This is a genomic window from Shewanella sp. 492 (genome assembly GCF_059338445.1).
On record NZ_CM181702.1, the window covers coordinates 3,559,295 to 3,575,428 of the forward strand.

Below are 16,134 nucleotides of genomic sequence, written 5' to 3' on the forward strand. Positions count from 1 at the left end.
AACTGGACGTGACTCACTTGTCAGTACAGACGTACTTACTGGCATATAAGGCGACTCCAGCCCTTTAATCATTTCTCATTGCTCAAGCTTCCGCCCTACCCAGCATAACTAAACCTTAATTGCACAGTGTTGGCAGTGTCTTAACCAGAGTTCCTTATCTAGTAAGGTATTCTAAAATTTTGCTAACAGATTTGAGCAAATATCTGATGTAGAACACTGATATTTCTGTTCGAAATAGAGTCAGCAGCCACCTGTAATTGTCTTAAGCAATGTAGGTAAGTATAAAAACAATAAAGCCCTAGCCACTTCTTTCCATTCGAGATTTGCTAGGGCTTTTTCGAATCTCTTTCGAAAATAATTAGGTATCTGGAAATGGCAGGCTACGAGTAACCTCTTCGCGTTGACTCACATGGATGTGAGCAATGTCATAAACGCATGGATGTAGTTTCTGATCAAGCTCAGCCAGGTGGCGACCATCACTGATGGCGGAAGTGTCGATATTGAACGACGATAAGGATATAGGAAGTAACGTAACGCATGCAGTTGTTACCGAGGAGCTGCTATCGACCGACCTAGGGGTAGTGATTCATGCTTAGTTCGAGGCGGAGAGTTAAACATCTTACACATCCCCAAACGCAAAAAAGCCACCTTATTCAGGTGGCTTCTCTACTACTCTTTACGAGTAAAATAGGCGTCTGTCATGGTCAGCTTCGAGCTAGCTCTCCGCGTTCAGCTCCAGCATCAAGCTGCGCTTGATAAGCGCAGACGCTTCACCCTACTCTACATGGGTTTGAGCCTCACTACGTTCGGACTATTTACTTCCCCATGTTCGAGTGGTCATTTCAAAAACGGTTAAACGAAAAAATCCCCAACACGAAGTGCTGAGGATTTATCGTTTATTAGGCGTCTGGAAATGACCTACTCTCACATGGGGAGACCCCACACTACCATCGGCGCGATTGCGTTTCACTTCTGAGTTCGGGATGGGATCAGGTGGTACCACAATGCTATGGTTTCCAGACAAATTTTGTTGATACTGTGTATTTAAACTCAATATCTAAATAATGGTGCTGATACCCAGAATCGAACTGGGGACCTCATCCTTACCAAGGATGCGCTCTACCGACTGAGCCATATCAGCACAAAACTCTACGTGAATCAGATGTCTTACATAAAATTGCATCTTTCACTTAACTATTTCATTTTCATATCGAAAACAAATTAGGCGTCTGGAAATGACCTACTCTCACATGGGGAGACCCCACACTACCATCGGCGCGATTGCGTTTCACTTCTGAGTTCGGGATGGGATCAGGTGGTACCACAATGCTATGGTTTCCAGACAAATTTGGAAATTTAGAAAGCTGCTCTCAATTCTGTATTTCAAGAAGCAAGAGATATTAAAATTGGTCACACTAAATCAAGTGTCGGTATTCTTTCGCTAAGTATTCACTTAGTTAGAAACCCTTTTGGGTTGTATGGTTAAGCCTCACGGGTCATTAGTACAAGTTAGCTCAACGCCTCACAACGCTTACACACCTTGCCTATCAACGTAGTAGTCTCCTACGGCCCTTTAGAGGACTTAAAGTCCTAGGGATGACTCATCTTAGGGCTCGCTTCCCGCTTAGATGCTTTCAGCGGTTATCGATTCCGAACGTAGCTACCGGGCAATGCCATTGGCATGACAACCCGAACACCAGCGGTTCGTCCACTCCGGTCCTCTCGTACTAGGAGCAGCTCCCTTCAATCATCCAACGCCCACGGCAGATAGGGACCGAACTGTCTCACGACGTTCTGAACCCAGCTCGCGTACCACTTTAAATGGCGAACAGCCATACCCTTGGGACCGACTTCAGCCCCAGGATGTGATGAGCCGACATCGAGGTGCCAAACACCGCCGTCGATATGAACTCTTGGGCGGTATCAGCCTGTTATCCCCGGAGTACCTTTTATCCGTTGAGCGATGGCCCTTCCATTCAGAACCACCGGATCACTATGACCTGCTTTCGCACCTGCTCGACGTGTATGTCTCGCAGTTAAGCTGGCTTATGCCATTGCACTAACCGTACGATGTCCGACCGTACTTAGCCAACCTTCGTGCTCCTCCGTTACTCTTTGGGAGGAGACCGCCCCAGTCAAACTACCCACCAGGCACTGTCCTCAACCCCGATTCAGGGGCCAGAGTTAGAACATCAACACTACAAGGGTGGTATTTCAAGGTTGACTCCACAAGAACTGGCGTTCCTGCTTCAAAGTCTCCCACCTATCCTACACATGTAGGGTCAATGTTCAGTGCCAAGCTATAGTAAAGGTTCACGGGGTCTTTCCGTCTAGCCGCGGGTATACGGCATCTTCACCGCAATTTCAACTTCACTGAGTCTCGGCTGGAGACAGCGTGGCCATCATTACGCCATTCGTGCAGGTCGGAACTTACCCGACAAGGAATTTCGCTACCTTAGGACCGTTATAGTTACGGCCGCCGTTTACCGGGGCTTCGATCATGAGCTTCTCCGAAGATAACCCAATCAATTAACCTTCCGGCACCGGGCAGGCGTCACACCGTATACTTCCTCTTGCGAGTTTGCACAGTGCTGTGTTTTTGATAAACAGTTGCAGCCACCTGGTATCTGCGACTCCCGTCAGCTTAGAGAGCAAGTCTCATCACCAACAGGAGCGTACCTTCTCCCGAAGTTACGGTACCATTTTGCCTAGTTCCTTCAGCCGAGTTCTCTCAAGCGCCTTGGTATTCTCTACCCAACCACCTGTGTCGGTTTGGGGTACGATTCCTGCTAACCTGAAGCTTAGAAGATTTTCCTGGAAGCATGGCATCAACTACTTCAGTTCCGTAGAACCTCGTCGTCAACTCTCAGTGTATGTGCACCCGGATTTGCCTAAGTGCACCACCTACAGCCTTAAACGCGGACAACCAACGCCGCGCTAGCCTAGCCTTCTCCGTCTCTCCATCGCAGTTAGCAGAAGTACAGGAATATTAACCTGTTTCCCATCGACTACGCCTTTCGGCCTCGCCTTAGGGGTCGACTCACCCTGCCCTGATTAACATTGGACAGGAACCCTTGGTCTTTCGGCGAGGGGGTTTTTCACCCCCTTTATCGTTACTCATGTCAGCATTCGCACTTCTGATACCTCCAGCGTGGGTTACCCCTTCACCTTCAACGGCTTACAGAACGCTCCTCTACCGCACTAGCGCAAGCGCTAGTACCCATAGCTTCGGTGTATTGCTTAGCCCCGTTAAATCTTCCGCGCAGGCCGACTCGACTAGTGAGCTATTACGCTTTCTTTAAATGATGGCTGCTTCTAAGCCAACATCCTAGCTGTCTAAGCCTTCCCACATCGTTTCCCACTTAGCAATAACTTTGGGACCTTAGCTGATGGTCTGGGTTGTTTCCCTTTTCACGACGGACGTTAGCACCCGCCGTGTGTCTCCCGAGTAGTACTCATTGGTATTCGGAGTTTGCAAAGGGTTGGTAAGTCGGGATGACCCCCTAGCCTTAACAGTGCTCTACCCCCAATGGTATTCGCTCGAGGCGCTACCTAAATAGCTTTCGAGGAGAACCAGATATCTCCCGGTTTGATTGGCCTTTCACCCCCAGCCACAAGTCATCACCGCATTTTTCAACATACGTGTGTTCGGTCCTCCAGTTGATGTTACTCAACCTTCAACCTGCCCATGGCTAGATCACCGGGTTTCGGGTCTACACCTTGCAACTAAACGCGCAGTTAACACTCGGTTTCCCTACGGCTCCGCTATTCGCTTAACCTCGCTACAAAATGTAAGTCGCTGACCCATTATACAAAAGGTACGCAGTCACGGTCTCAAGAACCGCTCCCACTGCTTGTACGTATACGGTTTCAGGTTCTATTTCACTCCCCTCACAGGGGTTCTTTTCGCCTTTCCCTCACGGTACTGGTTCACTATCGGTCAGTCAGGAGTATTTAGCCTTGGAGGATGGTCCCCCCATGTTCAGACAAGATGTCACGTGTCCCGTCCTACTCGTTTTCACGTAAAGTTAGTTTTCATGTACGGGGCTATCACCCTGTGCCGCTGTGCTTTCCAACACATTCCACTAACACCCTCTACGCTTAAGGGCTAATCCCCGTTCGCTCGCCGCTACTAGGGGAATCTCGGTTGATTTCTTTTCCTCCGGGTACTTAGATGTTTCAGTTCCCCGGGTTCGCCTCACAACACTATGTATTCATGTTGTGATACATGCTTATGCATGTGGGTTTCCCCATTCGGACATCGTTAGCTCAAATGCTTGTTACTAGCTCGCCAACGCTTTTCGCAAGTTACTACGTCCTTCATCGCCTCTGACTGCCAAGGCATCCACCGTATACGCTTAGTCACTTAACCATACAACCCAAATGAGTTTCACAAGGAAACAAACTTTATCAAGCGGGTAAGCTTGATGTTGTATCGCAACTAATGGTGTTTACTTTCGCCAAAAGAATACTCATGAATCATCATTACAATGACTCGGCACTTGATTTAAGTGTTTGAGAACTCAATTTTAATTTTCGCGTCAATGCTACAAATAATCACGTACAAGTACGTCACTATCCCTTTCACATTAACACTATCAGCTTTCCAAATTTTTAAAGAGCGGGCTTAAAAAAGCCAAAGATAAATTTTGCATTTATCTTTGGCATCTCTATCCATGTGCAAGTAAATGGTGGAGCTATGCGGGATCGAACCGCAGACCTCCTGCGTGCAAGGCAGGCGCTCTCCCAGCTGAGCTATAGCCCCATTTACATGCAGTCAAACAAAAACATACGTTACTTATTGCTAAGTCATTACCAAATCGAGTGATACAAGGCATGTAGAGAGGACGTTTAGCCTGCTAAACGACGAACTACATAACGCAGTAACACGAAGATTTTGGTGGGTCAGAGTGGACTTGAACCACCGACCTCACCCTTATCAGGGGTGCGCTCTAACCAGCTGAGCTACAGACCCATTTATACTTGTTTCTTTGCTTCAATTCAGCGTTGCTTTCGTCGTTCAATCAGTCATGTAGCGAACTACACTCCCTCTTTCTCTCCTCAAGCGCCTTGACTTGAAACAAATTAACGTCGTCTAAATAGACACGTATATTTTTGCTCTTTCTTTCTATCAAGTAATCTGTGTGAACACTCAACAAACATTAAGTTAGTCGTATAGGTAAGGAGGTGATCCAGCCCCAGGTTCCCCTAGGGCTACCTTGTTACGACTTCACCCCAGTCATGAACCACACCGTGGTAAACGCCCTCCCCGAAAGGTTAAGCTATCTACTTCTGGTGCAGCCCACTCCCATGGTGTGACGGGCGGTGTGTACAAGGCCCGGGAACGTATTCACCGTGGCATTCTGATCCACGATTACTAGCGATTCCGACTTCATGGAGTCGAGTTGCAGACTCCAATCCGGACTACGACAAGCTTTGTGAGATTAGCTCCACCTCGCGGCTTTGCAACCCTCTGTACTTGCCATTGTAGCACGTGTGTAGCCCTACTCGTAAGGGCCATGATGACTTGACGTCGTCCCCACCTTCCTCCGGTTTATCACCGGCAGTCTCCCTAAAGTTCCCACCATTACGTGCTGGCAAATAAGGATAAGGGTTGCGCTCGTTGCGGGACTTAACCCAACATTTCACAACACGAGCTGACGACAGCCATGCAGCACCTGTCTCAGAGTTCCCGAAGGCACTAAGCTATCTCTAGCGAATTCTCTGGATGTCAAGAGTAGGTAAGGTTCTTCGCGTTGCATCGAATTAAACCACATGCTCCACCGCTTGTGCGGGCCCCCGTCAATTCATTTGAGTTTTAACCTTGCGGCCGTACTCCCCAGGCGGTCTACTTAATGCGTTAGCTTGGGAACCCAGTGTTCAAGACACCAAATTCCGAGTAGACATCGTTTACGGCGTGGACTACCAGGGTATCTAATCCTGTTTGCTCCCCACGCTTTCGTACCTGAGCGTCAGTCTTTGTCCAGGGGGCCGCCTTCGCCACCGGTATTCCTTCAGATCTCTACGCATTTCACCGCTACACCTGAAATTCTACCCCCCTCTACAAGACTCTAGTCTGCCAGTTCGAAATGCAATTCCCAGGTTGAGCCCGGGGCTTTCACATCTCGCTTAACAAACCGCCTGCGTACGCTTTACGCCCAGTAATTCCGATTAACGCTTGGACCCCTCGTATTACCGCGGCTGCTGGCACGAAGTTAGCCGGTCCTTCTTCTGCGAGTAACGTCACACCTAAACGCTATTAACGTTTAAGCTTTCCTCCTCGCTGAAAGTGCTTTACAACCCGAAGGCCTTCTTCACACACGCGGCATGGCTGCATCAGGCTTGCGCCCATTGTGCAATATTCCCCACTGCTGCCTCCCGTAGGAGTCTGGGCCGTGTCTCAGTCCCAGTGTGGCTGATCATCCTCTCAGAACAGCTAGGGATCGTCGCCTTGGTGAGCCATTACCTCACCAACTAGCTAATCCCACCTAGGTACATCCAATCGCAGAAGGCCCGAAGGTCCCCTCTTTTCCCCCGTAGGGCGTATGCGGTATTAGCAGTCGTTTCCAACTGTTATCCCCCTCGACTGGGCAGTTCCCTAGGCATTACTCACCCGTCCGCCGCTCGTCAGCAAAGAAAGCAAGCTTTCTTCCTGTTACCGCTCGACTTGCATGTGTTAGGCCTGCCGCCAGCGTTCAATCTGAGCCATGATCAAACTCTTCAATTAAAGTTTTGTTGAATCTTGCGATTCGGCTCAATGAATTCTGATTCCGTTTAAAAGACTCGGAAGAATCTTAAAAACGTTTGTACATATTGCTATGAACACTCATCGTTACATTGATTTAATTCTTTGATTGCCAACCCGAAGGTTAGGCAATTTCGATTAACTCAACACCTGTGAGTGTCCACACAGATTACTTGATAAATTGTTAAAGAGCGTTAGCACATCTCGGTAGTTCCAAGTGGCTAGGGCTGCGTATTCTACGCAATCCGTGGTTCGCGTCAAGCAGTTTTTGAAAACTTTTTGATGCGGCACTTTTCAGTGCCTGACCACGCTGTAAGCTAGGTGTTTAACCAAGTTACTTAGTGCTTTACGACTTATCTCTGCGAGCTTCGCCGTGTCAGTGGTTGCGCATTATAGGGGGATATCTGGGGGGTGCAAGTTGTTTTTGAAGAAAAATGGCACTTTTTGCGATCTTTTTAGATAGCCACACAATACACACCACTTACCCCCAACCTTATCCACAGAGTGAAGTTGAGCGAGTAAAAAACACACGATACATTGCACTTCTTTTAGCTATTACTGATTAGCTATTGCTGGCTCGGCCACTTAATAGAACTAACTTATTAGTGGCTCATTGTGCTTACTAGGTTTATAAAGTGATTAATTGCCGATTCTTTATATTGATAGGACTACATAGGGAAGCAATATCGATTTAGACGTTTTATACGTTTATAGAGTTTGGCTAATGCACACTATTGATTAATGCATGCTAAGTGATGCGCTATTGGGCCCCACTTAATGTAAAGCATCATAATCAACGTAAAATACCATTATTCCCACGGCGCAAGTGGAGTAAGATCAAAAAAGCCATCCTCAGGGATGGCTTTTTAATTAGACTGGCAAAATTAGCTTAATTTGCCATGGCACTGTTTATATTTACGACCTGATCCACATGGACAGGGATCGTTACGCCCCACCTTTTCACCTTCGCGCACAACAGGCTGAGTCGCTGCAAGTGCTTGGGCCTCTTCGGCACCAACTAATGCCTCAGCTTCTGCATGTTGATAATCGCGACGGATCTTAGCTTCTTCTTGACGACGACGCTCTTCCATCTCTTCGACATCGGACTGCGCTTGCACTTGTACCTTTGACAACACACTGATCACATCATGCTTTAAGGTATCTAGCATCTGCTGGAACAGCTCAAACGATTCACGCTTGTACTCTTGCTTTGGATTCTTCTGCGCATAACCACGTAAGTGGATACCTTGACGTAGATGATCCATTGCCGCTAGGTGTTCCTTCCACAGGCCATCGAGTGTCTGCAACATGACCGCTTTCTCGAATTGACGTAGCACCTGAGCACCGACCATCTCTTCTTTAGCTTGATAAGCTTTTACCCACGTATCGACGATACGCTCGCGTAACGTTTCTTCGTGTAGATCATCTTCTTTATCTAACCACTCTTGCACAGGCATCTTTAAGCCATACTCTTGCTCAAGACGGGTTTCAAGACCTGGAACATCCCATAACTCTTCTACCGACTGAGGTGGAATGTATTGATCGATAAGTGCATTAACCACATCGCCTTGGATGTTGACGATAGTATCTTGAATACTGTCGGCATCCATCAATTCATTACGCTGTGCGTAAACCACCTGGCGTTGATCGTTGGCCACATCATCGAACTCGAGTAGTTGTTTACGGATATCGAAGTTACGCGCTTCTACTTTACGCTGCGCATTTTCAATCGCACGAGACACCCATGGATGCTCAATCGCTTCGCCTTTCTCCATACCCAATTTCTTCATCATTGAAGAAACACGCTCTGAAGCGAAGATACGCATTAAGCTATCTTCCATCGACAAGTAGAAACGTGAAGAACCGGCGTCGCCCTGACGACCAGAACGACCACGCAACTGATTATCGATACGACGCGATTCATGGCGTTCGGTACCCAGAATATGTAAACCGCCAGCGGCAACTACTTCATCGTGTCTAATTTGCCAATCGGCTTTAATTTTGGCTTTTTGCTCTGGTGTTGGATTATCGAGTGCTTCGATCTCCATATTCCAGTTGCCACCTAACACGATATCGGTACCACGACCTGCCATGTTAGTGGCAATCGTGACGGCACCTTTACGGCCAGCCTGCGCCACAATATCAGCTTCACGTTCATGGAACTTAGCGTTAAGTACTTCGTGTGGGATTTTGGCTTTCTTTAACAAGCTATGCAGCAGCTCAGATTGCTCAATCGAAACGGTACCAACTAATACAGGCTGACCGCGCTCACGGCAATCTATGATGTCTTTGATGATCGCTTCATATTTTTCGGCCGCTGTTAAGTAAACTAAATCGGGATGATCTTTACGCACCATAGGGCGGTTGGTTGGGATCACTACGGTATCGAGACCATAAATATGCTGAAACTCAAACGCCTCGGTATCGGCAGTACCCGTCATACCAGCCAGTTTTTCATACTGACGGAAGAAGTTCTGGAAGGTGATCGATGCCAGCGTTTGGTTTTCATTTTGAATATGCACGCCTTCTTTAGCTTCGACAGCCTGATGCAGACCTTCAGACCAACGACGCCCCGGCATAGTACGACCCGTATGCTCATCGACAATGATCACTTCATTGTCTTGCACGATATAGTCGACATCTTTTTCAAATAATGTGTGTGCACGCAATGCGGCATTCACATGGTGCAATAAAGAAATATTAGCAGCAGAGTAGAGTGAATCACCTTCGGCAAGCATACCGCGCTCGGTAAGCAGTACTTCCACTTTCTCTTGGCCACGCTCGGTCAAATGAACCTGCTTGGCTTTTTCATCGACAGAGTAATCGCCCTCGCCCACTTCCTCTTCGGTATCTTCTTTCTCTTGACGAATAAGATGAGGAATTAGGGTGTTAATCTTTTTATACAGTTCAGAGCTGTCTTCAGCAGCGCCAGAGATGATCAATGGCGTACGCGCTTCGTCGATAAGGATCGAGTCAACTTCATCGATCAATGCATAATGCAGCGGACGCTGTACACGCTCGGCTGGTGAAAACGCCATATTATCGCGCAAGTAATCGAAGCCAAACTCGTTGTTGGTACCGTAGGTAATATCAGCATCGTAAGCCATCTTCTTCTCAACTTGACCTAAGCCGGCAACGTTAATGCCAACAGTCATGCCAAGGAATTCAAAAAGAGGGCGGTTATTTTCGGCATCGCGGCGGGCCAAGTAATCGTTTACTGTGATCACGTGAACCCCTTTGCCCGTAAGTGCGTTCAGATAAGCTGGCAGGGTGGCTGTTAAGGTTTTACCTTCACCAGTGCGCATCTCTGCAATACGGTTACTGTCAAGCACCATACCACCGAGCAATTGCACATCGAAATGACGCATATCGAAAACACGTTTCGAGGCTTCTCGCACGACGGCGAACGCTTCAGGCAACACATCATCGAGTGTCTCTCCTGCAGCTAAGCGCGCCTTAAATTCAGCGGTTTTTGCCTTTAATTCTTCATCCGAGAGCTTCTCGAAATCAGCCTCAAGCGCATTAATTTTAATGACAACCTTACTAAGGGCTTTAAGGGTGCGATCGTTACGACTACCAAATATTTTTGTCAGTAATTTACCAAACATCTGAACCACTTTTATGTTATTGGCTTAGTCTCTATGGAAACTGAAAGCCTATTTTTAATTTAACCTGCCTTGCGGTAGACATATTTTTTAGGATCTATCTGCTGCCCATTTCGCAACACTTCATAATGCACATGGGGACCCGTCGAACGACCCGTACTGCCCATTTGGGCAATACTGTCGCCTTTGGCGACCACATCACCTACAGCTACTGACAAAGACTTATTATGTCCATAGCGAGTACGCAGACCATTACCATGGTCAATTTCGACTAACTCACCATAACCAAACATACTGCCTGACCAGGTTACGACACCGCCAGCGGTTGCCACAACATCGGCCCCCTCTTTACCAGCAAAGTCGATACCTTTATGCATCGTTCTTCTGCCATTAAAAGGGTCATTACGTAAACCGTAGTGGGATGATAACCAACCTTTTTGGATCGGACGTCCCGAGATATAACGCTCATCATCTATATGGAGATTAGATGTCACTGTTTCAAGTAGTGCTAATTGAACATTATTGTTATCTATGCGAGAGACTAGCCTATCCATATCTTGGATAAGCTGATCGAGTTCGATGTTGCTGCCTAGTTCACTCAGGCCGCCGACACCGACTTCTGAAGAGAAATCGAATTGATCTTCGAGTTTGTAATCTTTGGCAACTTGTTGCCCCAGCGCCTCTAAACGAGTCACTTTGGCCTGCATGCGGGCGACATGAGTTACCAGCATCGCCAACTGCGATTCTGTGGCACCTTTTAACTCGATGAGTTGATGCAGCTGTTCTTCTCGAGCAACACGTTCGTTATCAACGTTGTTTTGTTGCTGCACAATTTGTTTAGCGTGATGCTGGTATAGCCCGGTACCTGCTGCAATGAGCAAAATAGGGAGTAATAGCCAACGTTTGCCTGGTTGCCAGCGCGTGGCACCATTTCGACCTTGAATAAAAACTGTTACACTCATAGCCTCATTAAGCCATTTTATTATGTGATGAAATGAAAAAGCCCCCGCAGGATCTAAGCCAGTTACTACATCAACAAGGTCAGTTACCTTCACTTGCTGAAAAAGCAGAACTGTTACTTCACTTGGATCACTATGTGAAACAGGTGATGACAGGTCCTGTCACGGAGCAACTTAAAGTTGCCAATTTCCGTCAAGGTGTTCTTGTTATCGAAACCACAACTGCTGCATGGGCCGCTAGAATTAACTTTCAAAAACCCAAAATGTTACAGCAGTTACAAGCCGAAACGCTCCCCATGCTGTCCGCTATCGAGGTTAAAGTCAACCCAGGCTTGAACTTGTATGAAACAAAATCAAAGCCAGCTCACAACCAGATTAGCGAAACTGCAGCGGCCCATATACAGGCCCTAGCTGATCATACCGAAGGTTCACTAGGCGTAAAACTAAAACGGCTGGCTGCTTTAGCCAGCCGTTCAAGGCAATCTTAATATCGAGTTAGGCGAAGGTGGCGCCGCTTGGCACCGCAAAGCTCACAGGAGCCTCTTCTTCTTTCTCGAAACTCACAAGCTCCCAAGCATCTTGTTCAGCCAGCAGCGCACGCACTAATTGATTGTTAAGTGCATGGCCTGTCTTGTAGGCGCAAAACTCACCCACAATCGCATGACCGGCTACATAGAGATCGCCAAACGCATCGAGTATCTTGTGCTTAACAAACTCATCCTCATAACGCAGACCATCGGGGTTGAGGACGCGATATTCATCAAGCACAACGGCGTTCTCCATACTGCCACCTAATGCTAGGTTGTTCGCCCGCAGATATTCAATATCACGCATAAACCCAAAGGTTCTTGCACGACTAATATCACGAACGAAAGCTGATGAAGAAAAATCCATCACCATATGTTGCTGACTTCTGGCGATTTCAGGGTGATCAAAATCGATAGCAAAATCGACTCTAAAACCTTTATATGGACGTAACTCGGCCCACTTATCACCATCTTCAACACGTATGGGACGCTTGATCCTTAAATATTTCTTTGCTGCTGTCTGTTCTTGTATTCCTACTGATTGCAGCAGGAAAACCCATGGACTGGCACTGCCATCCATGATCGGAATCTCGGGCGCATCGACTTCAATGATAGCGTTGTCGATCCCAAGTCCCGCTAATGCGGCAAACAGATGCTCTATCGTTGAAATACGAACACCATCATCATTGACCAGCGCAGTACACATGGTCGTTTCACGCACTTGATCCGCCTTGGCTGCTATCGCAACGTTCGGGGTTAAGTCGGTACGTACCAAGACGATTCCGGTATTGACTGGTGCGGGCTTGATCGTCAAAGTCACCTTATTACCGGAATGCAATCCGACACCGGTGGTTTTAACCATCTCTTTAACAGTTCTTTGAAAAATCATGTAGTTACCCGTTATATCTCAACCAAAGCAATGTGTTTTTGCACAACAAAACAGCGCGCATAAGCGCAGCAGGTCGGACATGCTAGCATATGTTTGCCATTTCACCAAAATATACTGGTTAAATCAACTCACCAGTTATCTTGATAATAACCGCAATCCACCCTGCTATACACAGCCGATTAATCAGCTTGCTTGCGCAAAAACGCCGGAATATCTAAGTAATCAAGATCGTTTTTAGGCTGAATTGTCGGCTCAACTTTGTGCACCGGCATGACATTACCACCGACCATAGGTTGCATCGCCTCTTCAACAGGTAACTCAACCTTAACCTCGGTGGCAGCCACTTGCTCTTGACGTGGAGCAGGCTTAGACACCAACTGAATGTCAGGCTTTTTCTCGGCGCCAATACCTGTTGCAACAACCGTTACACGTAGCTCATCGCTCATTTCTGGGTCGATAACCGCGCCCACTACCACAGTCGCGTTGTCAGATGCATAAGCCTTAACATGGTTACCCACGGTTTCGAACTCTTCGATGCTCATGTCCATACCGGCGGTGATGTTAACCAATACACCACGCGCACCAGCAAGATCGATATCTTCTAGCAGCGGACTGGCTACAGCAGCTTCGGCCGCTTCTTCTGCACGGTCTTCGCCACTGGCCACGCCAGTCCCCATCATGGCATTACCCATCTCTGACATGACGGTTTTCACATCCGCGAAATCCACGTTGATAAGACCTGGGCGAGTGATAAGCTCGGCAATACCTTGCACCGCACCAAGCAATACGTTGTTTGCGGCGGCGAATGCGTCGAGTAAAGAGGTGCCACGGCCTAATACTTTAAGCAGCTTCTCGTTGGGAATCGTGATCAAAGAGTCAACATGCTTCGCGAGCAGTTCGATACCTTGGTCCGCATAAGCCATGCGCTTTTTACCTTCGAAAGGAAACGGCTTAGTCACCACTGCAACGGTGAGAATGCCCTCTTCACGGGCGATCTCGGCAACCACTGGCGCAGCGCCAGTACCTGTACCACCGCCCATACCTGCTGCAATAAAGATCATATCTGAGCCTTTAATTGCATTGCGGATATTTTCTCTATCTTCTTCTGCCGCTAAACGACCGATTTCAGGGTTTGCCCCGGCGCCGAGCCCTTTAGTGACATCACGACCCAGTTGGATCGTTGTGCCAGCCGCAGACTTACGTAACGCCTGAGCATCTGTATTTGTGGCAACAAACTCAACACCTTCGATGTTGTGCTTGACCATATGTTCGACAGCGTTGCCGCCACCTCCACCGACGCCGATAACTTTAATCACCGCCTCGTCTGAATGACTATCCATGATCTCAAACATGGTATTATCTCCGTTTAGTCTGCGTTATTAAATTAAAACTCGCCCTTAAACCAGCTCTGGACTCGATTCCAAAGACTGGTGACCCCTTGACGCTCTGGGCGCTCAAACTGACGTTCGATCACCCTTCTTGCGCCGTAATGCAACAACCCAACTCCCGTGGAGTAGATGGGTTGGTTTACATATTCAAATAAGCCTTTTACCGCTAATGGCTCAGCTACACGCACTGGCATACCAAAGGTGGCTTCTGCCACATCTACCGCACCTTCAATCGATGCCGTGCCGCCTGTCAATACAATGCCCGCGGCGACTTGATCTTCCATGCCGCAGTCTCGTAATTCTTTACGGACTAATTCAAACAGCTCTTGGTATCTAGGCTCGACCACTTCAGCCAAGGTGTGGCGCGACATAGTACGCGACGGACGCCCACCGACCGATGGCACTTCGATACTGTCTTCACGGCTGACCATGGAACTACGCGCACTGGCATACTGCACCTTTATCTGCTCAGCATGAGACAAAGGCGTACGGAATATTTTGGCAATATCATTAGTCACTTGATTACCTGCCACTGGTACTACGGCACAATGACGTAGCGCGCCATTGGTATAGATAGTGATATCGGTTGTACCGCCGCCCATATCGACCAGACATACACCTAAATCTTTCTCGTCGTCAGTTAATACCGAATCCGCCGAAGCAATGGCAGAAAACACCAGATCATCAACCTTTAACCCGCAACGCTCGACACTCTTAGTGATATTTTTAGCCATGTCGTTAGCACAAGTAACGATATGCACCTTGGCTTCCATACGCATGCCCGACATACCGATAGGGCTCTTAATACCATCTTGCACATCAATCGCATATTCTTGCGGCAACACATGCAAAATACGGCGCTCAGTTGGGATCTTAACCGAACGAGCAGTGTGGATAACGTTATCGACATCTTCTTGAGTGACTTCTTCGTCGTTAATCGAGACCATGCCATTTTCGTTTTGGCATTGGATATGCTTACCCGAAATGCCTAAATAGACCGAGGCCACTTGGCAGTCGGCCATCAACTCGGCCTGATCCAATGCACGTTGAACACTGCGCACCACAGAGTCGAGATCGTTAACACCGCCTTTATCCATGCCGCGAGAAGGATGACTGCCTAAGCCAACGACACTGATCTCTCCATCAGGTAACACCTCGCCAATGATCACTGCGACCTTCGATGTCCCTATGTCCAATCCAACGATCAGATTTCTATCTTGATTCTTGGTCATTACTTAATGGCTCTCATCTTGTGCATTATCCCAACCTACGGCCAACCCGGTATCGTAGCGCAAATCCACTCTGGCGACAGGTTTGCCTTGCGCAACCAATGTGGGGTACACATCGATAAACCGTTGAACCCGTGCCATTTTATCTTCTCGTCCTAAATTTAACTCTATGCCGCTGTCTAAAACACCCAGCCATGCATGTCGAGGACTCAACTCTAAATGGGTTAATTTAAATCCATTTATGGTGAGTAACTCACCGATCTGGCGATAGTGGGTTAACACCGACATCGCCTGATCGTTTGGGCCAACTAAACTCGGTAATTCATCTATTCCAGGTTTCATTGGTGCCTCAAATACTTGCCCTTGCTCATTAACCCAATCGACTTCATTCCAATGGGCAACAGCTTTTTGCTCTACCAGATAGACCTTAAGCTTTGCCGGCCACTCACGTCGCACCGACGCTTGATACACCCAAGGCAAACTTTCTAGTGCCTCTTGTACCTGATTCACGTCAGCCGAAAAAAAACTACGCTGCATCAAATCTTTCAGTGCCGCTTGGATCTCTGCGTCACTGGTAAATTGTCTATCGCCCTTTACCGCCACCGCCTCAATAGGCAAGGCATCGGCATCGTTGAGCACTAGGTTTAACTTCCACGCTCCCATAAGCAGCGCACTGAATACCAGAAACAGAAAGATCAATCCAAGGCACAGATACCAATCGACCTGTAATAGTCGCTCTCGCCCACGTTTAAACCGTTCGTTCCAGGACACGAATTACCGCCCTAACGCACT

Annotated in this window: 7 protein-coding genes, 3 tRNA genes and 4 rRNA genes; 1 reads left to right on the forward strand and 13 read right to left on the reverse strand. The window is 47.8% G+C overall.

What is annotated here, in order from left to right:
* Positions 1-905: 905 nt before the first annotated feature.
* The 9 genes from rrf (AC5YBX_RS15645) to AC5YBX_RS15685 form a co-directional block, all read right to left on the reverse strand.
* Positions 906-1,021, reverse strand: a 5S ribosomal RNA gene (gene rrf, locus AC5YBX_RS15645).
* Positions 1,022-1,065: 44 nt separating this feature from the next.
* Positions 1,066-1,141: transfer RNA gene (locus tag AC5YBX_RS15650), tRNA-Thr, on the reverse strand.
* 86 nt (positions 1,142-1,227) lie between these two features.
* A 5S ribosomal RNA gene (rrf, locus tag AC5YBX_RS15655) occupies positions 1,228-1,343 on the reverse strand.
* Positions 1,344-1,478: 135 nt separating this feature from the next.
* Positions 1,479-4,372 (reverse strand): 23S ribosomal RNA (locus AC5YBX_RS15660).
* Between the two features lie 317 nt (positions 4,373-4,689).
* Positions 4,690-4,765: transfer RNA gene (locus AC5YBX_RS15665), tRNA-Ala, on the reverse strand.
* A gap of 133 nt (positions 4,766-4,898) precedes the next feature.
* Positions 4,899-4,975: transfer RNA gene (locus AC5YBX_RS15670), tRNA-Ile, on the reverse strand.
* A 205-nt stretch (positions 4,976-5,180) separates the two neighbouring features.
* Positions 5,181-6,727, reverse strand: a 16S ribosomal RNA gene (locus tag AC5YBX_RS15675).
* Together the 16S, 23S and 5S rRNA genes with 3 tRNA genes alongside form the textbook arrangement of a ribosomal RNA operon.
* Positions 6,728-7,629: 902 nt before the next feature.
* Positions 7,630-10,353 carry a preprotein translocase subunit SecA gene (gene secA / locus AC5YBX_RS15680; RefSeq protein ID WP_494520750.1) on the reverse strand — a complete coding sequence of 908 codons (2,724 nt, stop codon included), beginning with the start codon at positions 10,351-10,353 and terminating at the stop codon, positions 7,630-7,632.
* 59 nt (positions 10,354-10,412) lie between these two features.
* Entirely contained in the window at positions 10,413-11,312 is a 900-nt protein-coding gene (locus tag AC5YBX_RS15685) for a peptidoglycan DD-metalloendopeptidase family protein (RefSeq protein ID WP_494520749.1), read from the reverse strand.
* Positions 11,313-11,344: 32 nt separating this feature from the next.
* Here AC5YBX_RS15685 and AC5YBX_RS15690 point away from each other — a divergent pair, with 32 nt between their 5' ends.
* Positions 11,345-11,797: a DUF721 domain-containing protein gene (locus AC5YBX_RS15690; RefSeq protein WP_494520748.1), complete on the forward strand. Its 453-nt coding sequence runs from the start codon at positions 11,345-11,347 to the stop codon at positions 11,795-11,797.
* 7 nt (positions 11,798-11,804) lie between these two features.
* Here the strand turns inward: AC5YBX_RS15690 and lpxC are convergent, their stop codons facing one another.
* From lpxC to AC5YBX_RS15710, 4 genes are all read right to left on the reverse strand, one after another.
* Complete coding sequence (gene lpxC / locus AC5YBX_RS15695) at positions 11,805-12,725, reverse strand: UDP-3-O-acyl-N-acetylglucosamine deacetylase (protein WP_494520747.1); 921 nt, start codon at positions 12,723-12,725, stop codon at positions 11,805-11,807.
* Positions 12,726-12,904: 179 nt separating this feature from the next.
* Complete coding sequence (gene ftsZ, locus AC5YBX_RS15700; RefSeq protein ID WP_494520746.1) at positions 12,905-14,077, reverse strand: cell division protein FtsZ; 1,173 nt, start codon at positions 14,075-14,077, stop codon at positions 12,905-12,907.
* A gap of 32 nt (positions 14,078-14,109) precedes the next feature.
* Positions 14,110-15,345 (reverse strand): cell division protein FtsA, encoded by a 1,236-nt coding sequence (gene ftsA, locus AC5YBX_RS15705; protein WP_110457551.1) that lies wholly within the window; start codon positions 15,343-15,345, stop codon positions 14,110-14,112.
* A gap of 3 nt (positions 15,346-15,348) precedes the next feature.
* Positions 15,349-16,113, reverse strand: a complete 765-nt coding sequence (locus AC5YBX_RS15710; RefSeq protein ID WP_494524008.1) for a cell division protein FtsQ/DivIB — start codon at positions 16,111-16,113, stop codon at positions 15,349-15,351.
* Positions 16,114-16,134 lie beyond the last annotated feature (21 nt).

Coding starts and splice junctions, on each gene's coding strand:
- lpxC (WP_494520747.1), bottom strand. CDS start 12,725: ATGATTTTTCAAAGAACTGTTAAAGAGATGGTTAAAACCACCGGTGTC.
- AC5YBX_RS15685 (WP_494520749.1), bottom strand. CDS start 11,312: ATGAGTGTAACAGTTTTTATTCAAGGTCGAAATGGTGCCACGCGCTGG.
- ftsZ (WP_494520746.1), bottom strand. CDS start 14,077: ATGTTTGAGATCATGGATAGTCATTCAGACGAGGCGGTGATTAAAGTT.
- secA (WP_494520750.1), bottom strand. CDS start 10,353: ATGTTTGGTAAATTACTGACAAAAATATTTGGTAGTCGTAACGATCGC.
- ftsA (WP_110457551.1), bottom strand. CDS start 15,345: ATGACCAAGAATCAAGATAGAAATCTGATCGTTGGATTGGACATAGGG.
- AC5YBX_RS15690 (WP_494520748.1), top strand. CDS start 11,345: ATGAAAAAGCCCCCGCAGGATCTAAGCCAGTTACTACATCAACAAGGT.